The sequence below is a fragment of the Rhodococcus triatomae genome (assembly GCF_014217785.1).
GTDB lineage: Bacteria > Actinomycetota > Actinomycetes > Mycobacteriales > Mycobacteriaceae > Rhodococcus_F > Rhodococcus_F triatomae.
In genome coordinates, this window is record NZ_CP048814.1 from 884090 (window position 1) to 902871 (window position 18782).

Annotated in this window: 7 protein-coding genes; all 7 read right to left on the minus strand. The window is 70.7% G+C overall.

Going from position 1 to position 18782, the window contains the following annotated elements; translation table 11 throughout:
• Positions 1 to 30: 30 nt before the first annotated feature.
• Genes G4H71_RS04145 through G4H71_RS04175 form a run of 7 tightly spaced genes read right to left on the minus strand, consistent with a single transcriptional unit; the run spans position 31 to position 18777 of the window.
• The gene (locus G4H71_RS04145; protein WP_072737886.1) at positions 31 to 900 is read right to left on the minus strand and encodes a glycosyltransferase family 2 protein; all 870 of its coding nucleotides are present in this window, start codon (positions 898 to 900) and stop codon (positions 31 to 33) included.
• Positions 897 to 2177 carry a lipopolysaccharide biosynthesis protein gene (locus G4H71_RS04150; protein WP_072737887.1) on the minus strand — a complete coding sequence of 427 codons (1281 nt, stop codon included), beginning with the start codon at positions 2175 to 2177 and terminating at the stop codon, positions 897 to 899. Before G4H71_RS04150 ends, G4H71_RS04145 begins: the two co-directional genes overlap by 4 nt.
• Positions 2174 to 3163: a glycosyltransferase family 2 protein gene (locus G4H71_RS04155; RefSeq protein ID WP_072737888.1), complete on the minus strand. Its 990-nt coding sequence runs from the start codon at positions 3161 to 3163 to the stop codon at positions 2174 to 2176. The genes G4H71_RS04150 and G4H71_RS04155 overlap by 4 nt, the downstream gene beginning before the upstream one ends.
• Positions 3160 to 4128: an endonuclease/exonuclease/phosphatase family protein gene (locus tag G4H71_RS04160; RefSeq protein WP_246442576.1), complete on the minus strand. Its 969-nt coding sequence runs from the start codon at positions 4126 to 4128 to the stop codon at positions 3160 to 3162. Before G4H71_RS04160 ends, G4H71_RS04155 begins: the two co-directional genes overlap by 4 nt.
• Positions 4125 to 5420 (minus strand): enterobactin transporter EntS, encoded by a 1296-nt coding sequence (gene entS, locus G4H71_RS04165; RefSeq protein WP_072737889.1) that lies wholly within the window; start codon positions 5418 to 5420, stop codon positions 4125 to 4127. Before entS ends, G4H71_RS04160 begins: the two co-directional genes overlap by 4 nt.
• A complete protein-coding gene (locus tag G4H71_RS04170) occupies positions 5420 to 6493 on the minus strand; it encodes an ABC transporter substrate-binding protein (RefSeq protein WP_072737890.1) in 1074 nt (357 codons plus the stop codon). The genes entS and G4H71_RS04170 overlap by 1 nt, the downstream gene beginning before the upstream one ends.
• Positions 6490 to 18777 carry a non-ribosomal peptide synthetase gene (locus G4H71_RS04175; RefSeq protein ID WP_139183105.1) on the minus strand — a complete coding sequence of 4096 codons (12288 nt, stop codon included), beginning with the start codon at positions 18775 to 18777 and terminating at the stop codon, positions 6490 to 6492. The genes G4H71_RS04170 and G4H71_RS04175 overlap by 4 nt, the downstream gene beginning before the upstream one ends.
• Positions 18778 to 18782 lie beyond the last annotated feature (5 nt).

The following is an 18782-nucleotide window of genomic DNA, read 5'->3' on the forward strand; positions in this document are numbered from 1 at the left end:
ACGTGCAGTGTGTGCTCACCCGAACGAGATTCAACGCCTCGCCGCGGCCTCCACGACCTTGCGGCCGACGAACCGCACCGACTCGGTGCCCCGTTGCCGACGCAGGACGGCGAGTGCGGCGCGCGACGCCCGCAGGGTGCGCGTCGCCCTCGGGCCTTCGGGCCACAGCAGTCCCTCGAGCTTCCGTTCCGGAACAGGGTCGTGACCGCGAGCTCGCGCATATCGCTCGGCCACGGCGAGGTGGACCTTCCGCTGCGCGGCGGAATGCACGGTGCTGACCTGGTCGTCGTGAATCCGGTACCGGTATCCGCGGACCGGGAGATTCGCGAGCGTGCCGACCTCCGTCAGCCGCGTCCACATCTCGTAGTCTTCGGCGTGCCGGGCGGACTCGTCGAAGTACAGGCCGGCGCGGCGGATCGGCGCCATCCGGAGCAGCACGGACGGCCCACAGTGGCAGCTCGCCAGACTCAGCCGCTCCCGGCAGGCCGCGTCGGTGGCCGGCATGCGGATACGGGCACTCTCGGTGCCGTCGGGGAACACCAGGACGTAGTCGGTGCCGACGCTCACCAGCCGGGGGTCGGCGGCCATCGCGGCGAGTTGTGCCTCGATGCGCCCGCGCACCATCCAGTCGTCGGCGTCCAGCCGGGCCACGAACTCACCGCGGGCCTCGTCCAGACCCCGGTTGAGGGTCGCGACCAGGCCCCGATTGTCCTGGTGCAGCACCCTGATCCGCCGGTCGTCGTAGCTCGCGAGGACGGCCGCCGTGTCGTCCGTGGAACCGTCGTCGATCACCAGGATCTCCACCGACGGGCCCACCGTGGACAGGACGGAGTCCATCATCTCGCCGACGAATCGCCCGGCGTCGAACGCCGGGATCAGCACGGTCACGGTCGGTGTCATCGCTTCTCCCCCAGATCGGTGCGTACACGCCGGTAGAGCGGCACGGCCACCGCCGCCACGACGACGAGTTCCACGGCCAGGAACGTGTATCCGACACCGTCGACACCCCAGTGCGGCACCGCCCAGAGGGAGACCGCGACGACGCCCACGGTGGAGACGAGTTGGATCGCGACGGCGTAGCGCAGGGTGCGGTGCACGCGGCAGAGGACGCCGAACACGGTGGCGGGCACACTCGCGAGCTGGACGAGTGCCATCAGACGCACCAGGGTCGCGCCGTTGTCGGCGTAGCTCTGGCCGACGATCCACAGGGCGATCGGCCCGCCGACGGCGAGTGCGGCGGCGCCCGCGCAGGCGACCACGGCGTACAGCCGGAGGAACCGCCGGAGCAGCACGGCCAGTCGTTCCGGCTCGGCGGCCGCGGCAGCGATGAACGGGCCCGTCACCATGCCCGTCCCCAGCATGATCGCCGCGACGAGGGACCACACCACCGTGAAGTAGGCCGCGCCCTCGGTGCCGACGCTCACGACCACCACCAGCGGCAGTACCAGCGGCGTCACGGAGGCCAGCACGGTAATCCCGTAGGCGCCACCGAAGTACGCCCAGAGCGCGCGCATCCCGGGTAGCCGCGGCGCGGTGCTACGCGGCAGTCCGCGTCCGGCGACGACGACGACGGCCTGCACCACCAGGACGGCGACGGCCGCGGGCACGAGCCAGGCGAGGATCATCGCGTCCGTGCCGCCGACGGCACCCGCCCCCAGTGCCGCGACGACGGCGAGCTTCGCGGCGGCGTGGAAGACGTTCTTGACTGCCGCCCACCGGCCGCCCCGCAATCCGATGAGGATCGAATCGGCCAGGGCGAAGCCGGCCAGCACCATGACGTACACCGGGAACAGCACCGCGTCGAGGGTGGAATGGAACAGTCGGTCGCTGGGCCCGACGAGCACGAACCCTGCGCCGACGGCCAGGGCGAGCACACCGGTGACGCACTGGCCACCGACGATCATCCGTCGCGAGAGGTATCCGGACTGGGGCAGGAACCGCTCGTACATGGGGCCGAAGCTCAGGTTCGAAACCGTCGCGAGCATGACCGCGGTGTTGATCACCGCACCCGCGCGGCCCACCTCGCTCTCCGGGAACATGCGGGCGGCGACGGCCCAGAAGACCAGGCCCAGCGCGCCGTTGGCGAGGCCCGCGACGACCAGCGCGCCCGAATCGAATTCGAGACTGCGGGTGTCGGGGAACCGGCGACGGCGAGGTGTGTCCAGCGTCGGTGTCATCGGTACCTCAACACGGTCGAGTAGGCCGCAGGCGAGACGGTCATGAAGGCGCCGAACACGGCCTCGCGCGGGTGTCCGGTGCGGGCCAGACGAGGGAGATCGCGCAGCCGGATCCGGGCGCGTACCCGTCGCACGGCATCGCGGTACAGTGCCGGCCGCTCGGCGGCGACGTGGCTCGCCCGCATCGCGACGTGGGCGATCGAGGTGAGCACCTCCCGGTACTCGAAGCCGAGCAGGTCGGCGGCCCAGTCGGATCCGAAGCCGTCCTCCAGCACCGTCGAGCGGACGTCGTCCCCGACGCCGAACAGATCGAACGTGCCCTCGGACAGCGTCGTGGTGATCGACCCCGAACGGTGGAGATACCGGTAGAGCGGTTCGTCGACGAGAGCGACCCGGCCGGCGCCCATCGCGAGCCGGAACGTCGCCGCGATGTCCTCGTACTTGCGGTGCTCGTCCCACGGCCGGTCGCCGAGAACCGAACGCCGGAACAGTTTCGTGCACGGGTAGGCCTTGGCGCGGCCCCGGAGAAGCAGCCGGGCGAACTCCCGACCGGTGAGCTCCTCGGCCGGGTACGGCGGTTCGTCCACCCCCAGGACCACTCCGTGCTCGTCGACGCGACGGGTCCGACAGACCGCGAAGTCGGCGCCCGACCCCACGACCGCACCGGCGAGACGCTCGACGAACCGCGGGTCGGCGACGTCGTCGGCGTCGAGGAACCAGAGGAGGTCACCGGTGGCCGCGGCCAATCCGGAGTTGCGTGCCGGTCCCGGACCACGGTTGCGGTCGTGGGTGACCACCCGGTACGCGGCCCCGCGCTCGTCGAGGAACGCCCGCGCCACCGGCATCGACCGGTCTCCTCCCCGATCGTCCACCAGGACGATCTCGTCGACCGGGCGGGTCTGGTCGAGGACCGATTGCAGCGTCCCGGTCACGTACGGCAGGCACCGGTACACCGGCACCACCACGCTCACTCGTGCGTGAGTCACGAGGAGCCCGTCTCGGTGGTCACGACGGCGAAGAGGCCGTGATGGTCCGACCCGGCCAGGCGGACACCCTCGAACTCCTGAACCGTCATGGACCGCACGATCATCCGGTCGATTCCGATGATCGCCGGGAACCAGGTGTCCGCGGGGTAGGTGGGAACGAGGCCGGCCCCGACACGCTCACCGACGTCCTCGAAACCGTCGGTGAGGAAGGCGCGGTAGCGGGTGTGCGAGTACGTCGAGTTGAAGTCGCCGCTGACCAGTACCGGGATCCCCGGGTCTCGGTCGGCCCGCGCGTGGACGGCCTCGCGCAACCGCTCCATCTCGTCCGCCCACATCCACGCCGGCGACGGGTAGGGCGGCATCGGATGCACGGCGAAGAGCGCGAGCCGGTCGCCGCCACCGAGGTCGACGGTCGCGGACAGATTGGACATCGAGAAGTGCGGCAGCTGTTCCCGCTCGGAGAGCGGGAATCGGCTGTAGATTCCCGTGCCGCCCCCGCCGGAAGGCTTCGGGGACAGGAACTGTTCCGGGAGCAGCTCGTCGATCCCCGCCTCCCGCAGTCGTCCCACCGAGTCGTCGGTGAGCTCCTCGATGGTGAGGACATCGACCTGTCGGTCCCGGATCTGCCGGACGAGGTCGTCGGTGTCGGCCTCCCCGAGCCGGATGTTGGCCTGCAACACCCGCACGGCCGTACCCGATCCCGGAGCATCGGTCCCTCCGACGAACAGGGGGGCCTGGGTCGCGAGCGCCGCGCCGACGACGACCACGCCGACGAGCGCGAGCCGCCATGCCCGCACGAGGAGAAGTACGACGACACCGAGCACACCGGCCCCCACGAACACGGGCACGAAGGAAGACGCCATGATCAGGGTGTTGCTCTCCGGGCCGACGTAGTGGACGACGCCACCGAACACCGAGACACCGATGGCGACGACGGCGGCCGCGACGGCCAGGGTGCGGATCACGCGTCTGCCGGCTCGGCTGCCGGACCGGTGGACGAGAACTCGGAGATCCGGGCGCCGCCCGCGACGCGACGCAGCGACCCGAGGACGACGAACAGCACGAGCGCGAGGACCACGGCGCTCAGGCTGTAGTAGACGATGGCGTCGGAGGCGCTGAAGACCGTACCGAACACCCCGGCCACGAACGCGCCGACCGACAGTCCGGCGACCTCCTGCGCCGACCAGAGACCGTTCACCCGGCCGAGCATCCGGGAGGGGGTGTGGGTCTGGATGATCGAGTAGCGCAGCACTTCCTGGACGGAGCTCACGGCCCCGGCGACAGCCAGGATCGCGAAGGCGACGGCGATACCGGCAGCCCACCCCACGAGCGCCTGGACGGCAAAGCCCGCGGGCAACGCGACGAGCAACACCAGCCCCGGGCGCCGGGCCCGGGTGAGCCAACCGCTGGTGACCGTCGCCGCCACGGCGCCCACGGCGGCGGCCGCGTAGAGCAGGCCCGCGGCCCTCGAATCTCCCCCGTATCTCTCGTCGACCAGGCCGGGAACGAGCACGAGGACGCCGCCGCCGATCATGGCGACCATCCCCGCGGCGATCACCCCGCCGACGACGGGTGACCGGGCGAGGAAGCGCAGCACCGAGTTCCCGTGCTCCGGACTGCCGTCGGTCCCGGACGACTCGGCGTCGTGCTCCGGTGGGCGCATCGACGGCAGGCCGGACAGCAGCGCGACCGTGATCGCCGTGCCGGCGGCCGCGATCCAGTAGTTCCAGGCCACCGACGCCGCCGCGATCACCACGCCGCCCAGCGCGGGCGAGACCACCGAACCGGCGCGGGCGCTGAGCACGTTGAGCGCACCCGCACCGACCAGCTGATCCTTCGAGATCAGCGCCGGGATGACGGCGAAGAGCGCCGCCACACTGATCGAGCCGATGAGGCCGTTCACCACGGCCAGCACGAAGATCGCCACCACCGAGGGGGAGTCGAGCATGGCGTTGATCGCCAGCCCGACGAACGTGATGCCGGACACGGTGCGCGCGAACAGGATCAGCGTCCGGCGGTCGTAACGGTCGGCCAGCGAACCGCCGATCAGCATGCCGCCGATGGCTGCGCCACCCTCCACCGAGGCGACGAGTCCGACCAGGAACGAGGACTCGGTGAGGGAGTACATCTGGATCGGTACACCCACCATGAGCATGCCGATCCCGAAGATCGAGATCGTCCGCGCGATGAACACCCTGCGGAACGGGGCACTCTCGCGCAGCGGCCTCAGGTCCAGCAGTATCCGGCCCTGTGCCATCAGTTGGCCGATACCTTGTCGACCGCGTCGGCGATCTCGGGGACCACCTGGTCGGTGGCCCACTCCAGCGACAGCGCCGACGGGAAGCCGACCGCATTGGGGCGGCCGGTGTTGCGTGCGAGGGACACGACGGACCCTGCCTGGACGGCCGGGAGCTGATTCCACGCATCGAACTTGGTGAGGTATCCGAGGTCACCGGTCGGCGAGACCACGACGAGCACGTCGGCATCCAGTTCGGCGATGTTCTCGTAGGACAGCTGCCCGCGTCCGTCCTGGTCCACCGGCAGGGTGCCGGCGAAGGGGCTGAGTTCGAGTCCGAGTGAGCTGAGGAACTGGCCGATTCCGAGTTCGTCGGAGGCCAGGACGGCGAGCTGACCGCCGCCGAAATCGCCGATCACGGCGTTGTAGGTCTTGCCGGCGAAATCCGGATTCGCCGCTGTCGCCGCCTCGGCGGTCGCGGTGGCCTCGGCGATCACTTCCTCCGCCTTCTCCGGAATGCCGAGTGCCGTGGCCACCTTGCGGGTCGAATCCTGCCAGGGCTCGCCGTTGGCCTTCGAGTCGAAGTGCACGACGGGGACCTGCGGATCGAGCTGATCGAATGCCGCCTGGTCCAGTCCCCAGAAGCCGGTGGACACGATGACGTCGGGCTCGAGCGCCACCAGTTTCTCGGCGATCGAGCCGGCACCGGCGTCCAGGTTCAGCTGTTCCGGTGTGTCGGAGCCCAGCGCGTCCAACGCCGTCGCCTCCCACGGCCACACCCCGGTTCCGTCGGTGGCCGCCAGGTTCTGCCGGTCCACGGGCAGCGCGATCGGGGTCACCCCGAGTGAGAGCAGGATGTCGGCGTCCTGGGGCGAGAGTGGAAGCGCCCGAACGGGCGGGGTCTCGATCGTCGTGTCACCGAACTTGCCCGACAGCGTCACCGGGAAGGCATCGGCGTTCGCCGTCGTCTCCCCCGCGCCGGTATCGGTGTCGTCGTCGTTCGAGGCGCAGGCGCTCACGCCGACCACCAGCGCCGCGGCCGCCAACACGGCGCCCGCCCTGATGCGGCCCCTGCGAGTCCACCGGAGTTTCATCGTGTTCCTCTCGTCGTTTCCAGGTTGTCGCCGTCCGTACGTGCAGTGCCGGGTGCTCTCACCGAGTCGACCGGGCACGATTCGCTCGCTCCCGAATCGACACGGGCGGCCAGATCCGCGATCGACGTCGACGAGAACACCTGTGCGGCATCGATATCCAGTCCCTCGGCACGGGCCTTGCCGAGGAGAGCCATCACCGCGATGCTGTCACAGCCGAGCGCGAAGACGTCGTCTCCGGCGCCGACCCGCTCGACACCCAGCGTCTCCGCCGCCGCACGGCACAGCACCCGTTCGGTGCCGGTCCGCGGTTCCCGGTAGGCCACCAGGTCGAGTTCCGGTCGCGGCAGGGCACGCCGATCCACCTTGCCGTTCGCGGATGTGGGGATCCGCGGCAGGACGGTGTAGGTGGCGGGCACCATGTAGTCGGGAAGTACCGCGCGAAGTCCAGTGCGCACCGCCTCGACGTCGAACTCTCCGGTGGCCGAGCGGGGCCCGGCCGGGACGAGATAGGCGCACAGCGTCGCCGGGGCACCGAGATCGGTCCTGGCAATCACCACCGCGTCGGCGATGTCGGTCCTGGCGAGCAGAACCGTCTCGATCTCGGCCGGTTCGATTCGGTGGCCGCGGATCTTGACCTGGTCGTCGCCACGACCGCGGTACTGGATCGCCCCGTCCGGGCGCCACCTGGCCCGATCTCCGGTGCGGTACATCCGCGTGCCGGGCGCTCCGTCCGGATCCGCGACGAAGCGGGAAGCCGTCAGCGCGGGCTCGTTCCGGTAGCCACGGGCCAGACCTGCGCCGGACAGGTACAGCTCACCTGTCACGCCGATCGGAACCGGCTGCAGCCACCGGTCCAGGATCCTGGCGGCGGTCCCGGCCACCGGCCCTCCTGCAACGGGAACCGGGGCCCGGGTCGCGCGGGCGACCAGCGCGTCGACGGTGCTCTCGCTGGGCCCGTACAGGTTGTAGGACAGGATTCCGTCGCTGTCGGACAGCGCGCGGAGCCGGTCCCACAGCGGGCCGGTGACGGCCTCGCCGCCGAAACCGAGCGCGACCGGCCCGTTCTCCCCGACGAGGCCCGCGTCGAGTAGCTGGGCGAGATGGGACGGCGTGACCTCGACGAAATCCCAGCCCTGCCGTCGTGCCTGCGCCACCATGCGGCCGGGGTCGCGGCGTGTGTCCTCGTCGACGAGGTACAGGGTGTGTCCGTCCAACAGCCACAACTGCGGTTGCCAGGACGCGTCGAAGGCGAACGACCACGCGTGCCCCACCCGGAGCCGGTCACGCCCGGCGCGCTCGGCAGTGGGGACGTACAGGTCCCGGCGGTGGCTGTGCCACAACGCGACGAGTCCGCCGTGTCGTGCCTCGACGGCCTTGGGGATGCCGGTGGACCCGGAGGTGAACACGATGTAGGCCGGGTGGTCCGCCCGCAACGTCGCACGGCGTTCGGCATCGGTGAGCGGCTCACCCGACAGGTCGGCGAGCGCCCGCTCCGTTGCGGCGTCGTCCAGCACCAGTGCCTCGCCGCGCGCGGGCAGGGCGGTGGTGGTGGTGGCCTCGGTGGTGAGCACCAGCGCAGCGGAACTCGTCCGGAGGATCGTGTCGACGCGGGACGCGGGAGTCGACGGATCGATCGCCACGTACGCTCCGCCCGCGGTGAGGACGGCCAGGATCGCCGCCACCGTGTCGGCGGTGCGCGGCATCAGCAGCGCCACCGGGACCTCGGGTCCGACGCCCCTCGCCACCAGGAGCCTGGCGAGCCGGTTCACCCGGTCCCCGAGTTCCGCGAAAGTCCGTTCACCCTCCCCGTCCACGACGGCGATGTGGTCGGGGTGTGCCGCGACCGCACGCTCGAAGAGCGCGGGCACGGTGTCCGCGACGGGTGCGAGCGCCGGTGCCTGTGACACGGTCTCGATCAGTCGGCGATCCTGCGCGGGCAGGACGGTGAGCTCGGAGAGTCGGCGCGTGGCGGATCCATCGGCCAGTTGCCGCAACAGTGCCACGAGTCCCTCGGCCAGTCGCGTCACCGTCGTCCGGTCGAACAGGTCTGCGCTGTACTCGATCACGCCGACCACGACGTCCGATCCGGTGTATTCGACGAAGTCGAACGACAGGTCGAACTTCGCGGTGTCCGGCTCGATCGGTTGCGGACGGACCGCGGCACCGAGCAACTCCGAGGGGTCCGGCTGGGTGAGGTACACGATCATCGTCTGGAACAGCGGGTGTACCGAACGCACGCCCGCCCGACGGCCCGCTACCGCGTCGACCACCTGCTCGAACGGGACGTCCTGATTCTCGAACGCCGCGAGGTCGGTGGTCCGCACCCGCTCCAGCAATTCGGCCACGCTCGGGTTCCCGGACAGATCGGTCCGAAGCACCAGGGTGTTGAGGAAGAACCCGACGAGCGGCTCGAGCTGGGCATCGCGGCGGCCGGACACCGGTGTTCCCAGCGGGATGTCCTCGCCCGCACCGGATTTACTCAACAATGTGGCCACGGCGGCGTGCACCAGCATGAACATGCTCACGCCGTGCGCGGCGGCGAGCTCGCGCAGCGAGCGCACCGTGTCGGCGTCCACACCGAGCGGCACCGCACCGCCCCGGTAGCTGAACCTGGCCGGCCGTGACCGGTCGGCGGGCAACTCGATCTCGTCCGGGATCCCGTCGAGGGTCCGGGTCCAGTGGTCGAGCTGAGCGGTGGCGAGCGCGGACGGTGCGGACGCCTCGCCGAGGATTTCGCGCTGCCACAGGGCGTAGTCGGCGTACTGGACCGGCAGCGGCTCCCATTCGGGCTCCTGACCCACCTGGCGCAGTCCGTAGGCGGCGGACAGGTCGGCGAGCAGTGCGGCCGTGGACCATTCGTCGACAGCGATGTGATGGACGACGAGCACGACGATGGTCTCGGCACCTCCGACGTCGACGAGCGTGGCACGTAGCGGGATCTCGGTGCGCAGGTCGAAGCGGTGGCGCGCGGCGGCCCGCAGGAGCGATTCGAGTTCGTCCTCGGTGGTGGCCGTCGCCGTGTCCGTCGGCACCTGCACGTCGGCGGGATCGGCGATCACCTGCACGGGCTCGCCGTCGGGGCCGGCGGGATACACCGTCCGCAACGCCTCGTGCCGACGGGCCAGGTCCCCGAGCGCGGCGGTGAACGCCGCGTGGTCGACGACGCCGGGTACCCGCCACGAGATCGGCACGTTGTACACCCCGGTGCCCGTACCGAACTGGTCGAGAATCCACATCCGTCGCTGCGCGGAGGACACCGGAATGTTCGCCGGCCGCTCGTGGCGACGCAGCGGCGGCAGTGCCGCGCGCACGCCGCCCCGTGCGCAGGCGGCGGCCAGGGCCGCCGGGGTCGGGGCCTCGAACACCTCGCGGACTCCGAGGTCGACACCGAACTCGGCCTTGACCGCGTTCACGAGCCGGATCGCCGACAGGGAATGCCCGCCGAGCGCGAAGAAGCTGTCCTCCGGACCCACGTCCGGAACACCACCGCCCAGTGCCTCCGCGAACAGGGCGCACATCCGGGACTCGAGTTCCGTGGCGGGCGCGCGCCCGGGACCGGCCGATGCCTCGAGCACATCGACTCGGGGGAGCCTGCGGCGGTCGAGCTTTCCGTTGTGGCTGACCGGGATGTCCTCGATCGGGACGAGGACGGACGGCACCAGATGGTCCGGAATCGATCCGACCAGTGCGGCGCGGAGTGCAGCCGGGTCCAGAACGCGACCGGATTCGGCGACGACATATCCGACGAGTGCCGGGCCGCTGTCGCGTACGTGCACGTCCGCTGCCGCCCGCGCCACATCCGGCAGCGACTCCAGCGCGCCGGCGACCTCGCCGAGCTCGATCCGCATGCCCCGGATCTTGACCTGATCGTCCGCGCGTCCCAGGAAGTCGAGCGCGCCGCGCGAATTCCAGCGTGCCAGGTCGCCGGTGCGGTACATCCGGTCCCCCGCGTCCCCGAACGGATCGGCGACGAACCGCTCCGCGGTCAGTCCCGGCCTGCGCAGGTAGCCCTGCGCGACCTGGACCCCGCCGATGTAGAGATCGCCGGTCACGCCCTGCGGAACCGGCCTCAGGGTCGAATCCAGCACGTACAGCAGGACATTCGCACCGGGGCGTCCGATGTCCGGCGGTGTGGCGGTCCGGGTGAGGTCGGTGGCGAGGCTCACCTCGACGGCGGCCTCGGTGGGCCCGTAGAGGTTGTCCAGGCGTGCCGCGGGCAGCCGGTGCGCCACTCGCCGGACCGTGGACGGCGCGAGCGCCTCACCGCTGCAGACGATCCTGCGCAGACTCGCCAGGTCCGCGGCATCCCCGGTCAGTGCCTCGTCCAGCATCGAGGGCACGAAGTGCGCGATCGTGACCTCGTGTTCGCGGACGAGACGGGAGACCTCGGCCGGGTCCCGATGGGCTCGCGGTCCCGCCACGACGGCGGACGCTCCGTGCAGGAACGGCCAGAACAGTTCCCACACCGAGACGTCGAAGCCGGCCGGCGTCTTGAGCACGATCCGGTCCTGTGGGGTGATCGGCGATTCGGCCTGCACCCAGTCGAGCCGGTTCGCGACCGAACGATGTGAGACGACGACACCCTTGGGCTTACCGGTGGAGCCGGACGTGTAGATCACGTACAGCGGATGATCGGCGGTCAGTGCACCACCGCGCTCGGTGTCACCGAGCACGGACGAATCGAGCTCCGCGACAGCTGCCGCCACGGCCGGGTCGTCCAGCGCGATCACGGGGTGCCCGGATTCGGGCAACTCCACGTCCGAGGCGGTGAGCACCATCGCCGGAACGGCGTCCGCCAGCAGGTACTCGATCCGGGAGAGCGGCAATGTGGTGTCGATCGGCAGGTAGGCCGCTCCGGCGTGGACGACGGCGTGCACGGCGACCACCTGGTCGATCGAGCGGGGAACGGCGATCGCCACGATGTCCCCCGGCCGTACTCCCCTGCCGAGCAGATGCCGCGCCAGCCGGCGCGAGCGCCCCGCCAGCTCCCCGTACGTCAGGGTGAAGGTGGCCTTCGGCCGATCTGACCGGTCGAAGGGTCCCTTCACCCTGGACGGGACGGGGGCGGGGGCCGGGGTGGGGGTGGGGGTGGGGGTGGGGGTGGGGGTGAGCGTGGAGCCGACGAGTGCGATCGCGTCCGGGGTGCGCGCCGCGGCGTCCGACAGTGCCTCCGCGAGCACGCCTCCGATCGAGTCGGTGGCCGTGCTACCGCCGTCACCGAGGGCGAGGGCGGCCCACGCCTGCTCGCCGGACAGCAGCGCCGCGTCCGCGATGCGGACCGACTCGTCGGTGAAGACTCCGAGCAGGTGTACCAGAGATCGTCCCAGCGAGTTCACGGTCGACTCGTCGAACAGGTCCGTGGCGTACTCGAGCACGATCGCGATCTCGCCGGTGTCCGGTGCGTCCACGTACGTGACGGTGAGGTCGAACTTGGCACGCACGTTCGACAGCGGCTCCCACTCGGTGGGGACGCCGAGGAAGTCGGGCAGGACGGCGGGCCGCTGCAGGTAGCTGAGCATGACCTGGAACAGCGGGTTGCGGCCGTCGACACGCGGCGGCGCGAGCTGCTCGACCACCTGCTGGAACGGCAGTTCCTGGTGGTCCATCGCGAGCAGGTCCGATTCCCGCACCCGATCGACGAGTTCGGCGAACGTCGGGTTGCCGGACACGTCCGTGCGCAGGACCACCGTGTTGACGAAGAATCCGACCAGGTCGTCGAGGGCGCTGTCACCGCGCCCGGACACCGGGGACCCGACGACGACGTCGTCCCCCGCGCCGAACCGCGACAGGGCCGCGGCCGTGGCCGCGTGCAGAACCATGAAGGGACTCGCCCCGTGCGCATCCGCGACGGCGCGCAACGCCGCCCCGGTGTCCGGGTCCACCACGGCACGCACGGTGCCGGCACCGCCGGTCGGCACCGCGGGTCGGGTCCGGTCGACGGGGAGAGGCATCTCCTCGGGAAGGCCGTCCAGGGTCCGGGCCCAGAACCCGAGTGCGGCGTCTCCGGCCCCGTCCGCGAGCACCTCCTGCTGCCACAGGGTGTAGTCGGCGTACTGGACCGGGAGCGGCTGCCAATCCGGAGCCCGCCCGGCGACCCGGGCGAGATACGCGCGACCGAGATCGCCCAGCAACGGCGCATCGGACCATTCGTCGGTCGCGACGTGGTGCAGCGCCAGCGCGACCAGATACCGCTCGGTGTCGACGCGAACGAGAGTGAGGCGGATCGGAAGATCCTTGCGCAGATCGAAGTTCGCGGTCAGCCGTGCGGTCGCGAGTACGCGGGCCGCCGCCTCCGGGTCGGTCTCGCCGGTCACGTCGACGTAGTCGAAGCGCAGCTGATCGTCCACCGCGGTGCCGGGCTCGAGGATCTGCTGGAACGCGCCTTCCGGAGTCGCGTCGACGAGCGTTCGCAGACTCTCGTGCCGGGTGACCACGTCCACGAATCCCGCGCGCAGCGCGTCGGGGTCCACGGTTCCGTGCAGTACGGCGACGTGTGCGTAGTGGTAGGGCAGGCTGTCGCGCTGCATCTGCTGCAGCATCCACAGTCGCTCCTGCGCGGCGGACAGCGGAATGCGTTCCGGCCGCGGTCCCGCGACGATCGCGGGCTTCGCCCGCTCGGCCGACGGCAGTCTCGACGCGAGGGCCGCTACCGTACGTGCCTCGAAGAGGTCCCGGATGCTCAACTGGACGTCGAACTCCGTCCGGACCCGGCTGACCACGCGCATCGCGATCATCGAATGGCCGCCGAGTTCGAAGAAGTCGTCCTCGGCCCCGACGGTCTCGATGCCCAGCAGTTCGGCGAAGATCGCACACAGCTCGCGCTCGGTGTCGGTCTGCGGCGCACGGCTCCCGACGGTGGGCCGCAGCTCCGGTTCCGGCAGCGCGGCCACGTCGAGCTTGCCGTTGACCGTCATCGGCAACGCGTCGACAGCCTGGAGGTGGCCGGGAACCATGTAGTCCGGCAACAACTCCCGCAAGTATCCGAGCAGGACGTCGACTGCGGCGTCGTTCGGCTCTCCGGTGCACACCACGTACGCCGCGAGTCGCCGGGTGTCCGGAACGAGGGGGTCCGGGACCGCGATCACCGCGGCCGATGCCACCGCCGGATGGGATTCGAGCACCGACTCGATCTCGTGGAGTTCGACCCGGTATCCGCGAATCTTCACCTGGTCGTCGGTACGGCCCAGGTAGTCGATGTTGCCGTCCGGCCTGCGCCGGACCAGGTCTCCGGTGCGGTACATGCGGGTTCCGGCGGTTCCGAACGGATCGGCGACGAACCGCTCCGCCGTGAGCCCGAAGCGGCCCAGGTAGCCGCGGGCGAGACCCACACCCGCGATGTACAGCTCACCGGCGACCCCGTCCGGAACCGGACGCAGCCACGAATCCAGGATGTGTGCCCGGGTGGATCGGATGGGGACGCCCACCGTCGGCGTGACGCTCTCGTCGGTGCCCGCACCGAGGGTGTTGATGGTGTACTCGGTGGGCCCGTAGAGGTTGTAGCCGAGCGTTCCCTCGGTGTCCCGCAGCCGGTTCCACACCGAGTCGGGTACCGCCTCGCCCCCGAGCAGCACGAGAGGTGGACGGTGTCCGCCGTCCGCGTCGTCGAGGAGGCCGTCGGCGAACAACTGCGTGGCATAGGTCGGGGTGACGTTCACGACGTCGATCCGATGCGCATCGCAGTAGTCGACGAGGGCGAGCGAATCGCGCCGCAGTTCCTCGTCACAGACGTGGACCTCGTGGCCCTCGACGAGCCACAGCAGTTCCTCCCAGGACATGTCGAAGGCGAAGGAGACGGTGTGTGCCACCCGCATCCGCCGCCCGCCGACGGAGTCCACCACCGGATCGAAGATCGCATCCTGGTGGTTGCGCTGCATGTTGGTCAGTCCCCGGTACGGCGTGACGACGCCCTTCGGGGTGCCCGTCGATCCGGACGTGTAGATGACGTAGGCCGGGTGGTCGAGCCGGCCCGCGGATCCCGGTGCGAACGCCCCGAGTTCGGCATCGGACAGTGCTTCCGCGACCCGGACGGGAGCCGAGCTGCCCGCACGGTCGACGCACAGCGAGCGTTCGGCGGGAAGCCCCAGCCGTTCCCGGACGGAATCGGTGGTGACGAACAGTACCGGCCGGGCGTCGTCGACGACGGTACGCAGCCGGCCGTCGGGCTGATCGAGCTCGAGCGGGAGGTAGGCGGCACCCGTGCGCAGGACGGCGAACAACGCGACCACCATGTCGACCGAACGCGGCAGGCCGAGCGCCACGACGACCTCGGGCCGGGCGCCGCGACGGATCAACTCACGGGCCAGGGCCTCGATGCGGACCGACAGCTCACCGTAGGTGCAGTTCTGCTCGCCGAACACGAGCGCGGTGCGATCCGGAATCCGTGCGGCACGCCCCAGCAGCATCTCCGCGACGGTGGCGTCCTCGACTGCGGGAAGCGTTGCCCGCCATTCGTTCTCGGCGTCGGTGCGTTCGGTGGGCGTGAGCGCGTCGACGGTTCCGACCGCTCGGGCGAGGTCCCCCGTGAGTAGGTCGAGGAGGGCGAGGAAGCGCTCGTGCAGCGCCCGCGCTCTCGACTCGGGAACCAGATCGTGGCGGTAGTCGATCTTCACGTGCAGCGAGTCGCCGGGCGACACGACGACGGCGAGCGGGTAGTGGGTGTGGTCGAGGCTGTCCTCGGCCACGATGCCGTAGCGGTCGGACTGCGCCGCCATCGTCGCGGCGTCCTTGAAGTTCTGCAGCACGAAGAGCGTGTCGAACAGTTCGCCGTGGCCGACTGCCTGTTGGATCTCGCCGAGGCCGAGGTATTCGTGCTCCATCCGCTGGACGTACTCGTCCTGCATCCGGCGCAACAGATCCGCCAGGGTTTCCGCGGGGTCGAGCGTCACCCGGATCGGGACGGTGTTGAGGAACATGCCGACGACCCGGTCGAGGCCGTCGATCTCGGTGGGGCGGCCGGCGACGGTGGACCCGAACACGACGTCACTGCGGCCGGATTCGGCGGAGAGCAGAAGGCCCATGACCGCGTTCATCAGTGCGTTGAGCGTCACGCCCGCGTGCCGGGCTCGCTCGCGCAGCGCCGCCGTCACGTCCTCCGACACGTACGACTCGATCCGGTGCGGGACGACGGCGGATCGGTCCCGCACCGTGCCCGCGAGCAGCGTCGGCTCGTCGAATCCGGTGAACGCCCGGCGCCACGACTGCGCCGCGGCCTCGGGGTCCCGGCGCCCCAGCCAGGCCAGGTAGTCGGTGAACTGCGCTGTCGACAGCCGAGGATCGTCGCCCGCGTAGAAGGCGAGGAGCTGGTCGACGACCAGCGCCCCGGACCAGCCGTCCCACACGATGAACTCGCGGTTGACCACGAGCCGGTCGACATCGCCCAGGTGCACGAGCAGCATCCGCCACAGCGGAGGGGCGGCGAGGTCGAACGGCAGCCGCCGGTCCTCCTCCATCAGTTCCCGGGCGCGCGCCTGCTGCTGGTCCGGCGGGAGACCGGTGAGGTCGATCTCGGTGAACGGCACCTCCAGTCCGACACCGATGAACTGCACCGGGTCGGCGACCCCGTCGCCCACGAATCCGGCACGGACGGTGGGATTCTCCTCGAGCAGCCGGGCCGCGGCACGGCGCATCCGGGCCACGTCGATGCGGTGGCCGAAATCGAGTGAGAACTGGGCGGTGTAGATGTCGGTGCCGTCGTCGAACGTGGACTGGAAGTAGAGACCTCGCTGCAACGGCGACAGCGGCCAGATGTCCGCGATCTCCACCTCGGTCGCTGCTTGCACGCGGTCGATCTCGGCCTGGCCGAGGTCGATGTGCGCCAGGTCCGACGGAGTCAGCCCGCCGGTGCCTCCGGCTTCGGCGATGTCCCCGGCCGCCTGCCGCCACAGCCGGGCGAGCTCGTCCAGATCGGCGGGCGCGAGCCCGTGGTCGGAGTGCAGGACCGCGGTGTCCGTGGCGGGGTCGATCGCGATGTCGAGGACGTACTCCCGCAACCGGTCTCCCCCGATCCGGACCAGCACCTGGGGGGCGGGCGACATGGCCAGCGCGGGCCCCGCCTGGACGTTCGCGTAGCGCAGCATCGGCCATCCGATGCCGCCGTCGGGGGTCGCCCGCGCCGCCTCCTTCGCGGCGCGCAGGACGGCCTGCGCGTCCTCCGTGGCGTCGGTGAGGGGCAGGCGCACCGGTGCGACCCAGCCGAGCGGGCCGACGGTGCGGTCGAGCTGCGTTTCCCCGCCGAGACCGTCGCGGCCGTCGTGCCAGGCGTCGATCACGAGCGCGTCACCGCGACGGCCGCTCCAGCGACTCACCGCGAGTGCCGTCGCGGCGGACCAGACATCGATCTCGGTCCCTTTCACGAGCGCGGCGGCTGCTGCCGCACCGGCGGGGAGCGCGACCACCACGTCGGCCGGCGCCGAGATACCACCGGTCACCGCAGGAACGAGTTCGCCACCGGCGGCGGCGATCTCCATCCAGGTCGTGATCTCGGCAAGACGATCCGGCGCGGACGCCGCGGTGGTGAAGTTCCGGGCGTGCGCCTTCAGCGACGTCGGCACGGACGGCAGGTGCACGTCACGACCCGCCGTGACGGCGGCCAGAGCGGACCGGAGGTCGGCGAGCACCACGTCCCACGATCTCGGATCGAGGATCGCCGCCGCACCCACGACGGTCACCTCGTCGGTGCCCGGCCGGAACCGGACGGCGAGCGGCCGCCGGGCCGTGACGTCCGGGTCGTCGTCGCCGAGCAGGGCCTCCGGTATGACGGCCGCGGAGTCCGCGACGTCGAGTGTCCACAGGATCGGCGTCGGTGTACTCAGCTGCGCCCGGAGCCCGTGGTGGTGGGTCTGCAGGGCGCGGATCGCGCCGACGACGTGCTCCCGGGTGGTGCCCGCGGGCACGGGGACCGAGGCGCACCGGGTGCGGGCGGGCGATCCGCCCGCGTCGCGCAGCGCGGCGAGCGACGGGAGCAGAGCCAGTGGCCCGGCGCCGTCCTCGTCGTGAGCGCCCCGGGGCCGCACCGACCACACCGGCGCGTCGGGGTCGGCGAGGAAGGCGTCGAGGAAATCGCGCAGACCGCGGGCACATTCGGCCGCCTCGTCCGCGCAGTCCGGGTGGGCCCTGACGTTGACATCGATCGGTAGACCCGATTTGTGCAGGACCACGGTGAATTCGAGTTCGCCGACGGGCCCGGACGAGAGGACGTGGCCCTCGGTGACGTCGCCGATCGCGTCCTTGGCGATCGACGCGGGCATGACGTTGATGCCGATGCCGGGCGGACGCCACGAGGGGTCACGTTCGGCCAGTTCGCGGCCCAGTTCCTCGCCGCGGTAGCGCCCGTGTTTGAGGAGCTTCCAGAGTTTGTGCTCGACGGCGGAGGCCACCTCGCACAGTCGCGCGGACTCGGGAACCTCGAACCGAAGCGGCAGGACGCTCGCGACCATCGCGGGCATCGCGCGCAGGTCCCTGGTGCCGCGGGCCGTCGTCGGGAGCGAGAAGACGGCGTCGTGGGTGCCGGTGGTACGAGCCAGGTAGGAACCGAAGAGCGCGATGAGCAGGTGGGAGAGCCGGAGCCCGTGTGCGCGCGCGTAGTCGTCGAGGCGCTCCCGGCGGGATTCGTCGATCGCCCAGGTGTCCGTCATGACGGCGGGGGCGGGCCGCAGCGGTCCGGCCGACAGATGCGGGATCTGCGGAAGATCGCCCAATTCGGCGAGCCAGTACTGCCGGTCCTCCCGGAACAGGGCTCCGTCCACGTACTCGACGTCGGCGGCCACGTACCGCTCGACGGTCCACTCGGATGCGGTCTCCGGAACGTTGTGACGCGCGTAGGCCTTGGCGATCCGCCCCACCACCAGTGAGATTCCGAAACCGTCGTTCACGATGTGGTGGTACTGCTGGTACATCCGGATGACGTCGTCGGCCAGCCGGTGCAACGTGAACGTGAAGAGCAGGTCGGTGGCCAGGTCCACCGGCTCGCGCATCTTCGCCTGCATCCACGCGGTGGACGCCGCCGCGGGGTCGTCGGTGCCCCGGAAGTCGACGATGTCGAGCGTCCAGTCGCGGTCGGCACGCGGGATCTGGACGAGGGTGCCGTCGGCGTCGATGTCGAAGTTGACGTGCAGCGTCTGCGCCTGGTCGAGTACGGCCTTCGCGGTCGACGCCAACCGTTCGACGTCGACCTCTCCGAAGGTCTCGGTGTACATGCCGGTGTTGTAGAGGTGGCCCACCGGGTCGAGCTGATGCCCGAAATAGATGCTCCGCTGCGCGGCGGTGACCGGGAATGCCGACTGCACCTGTG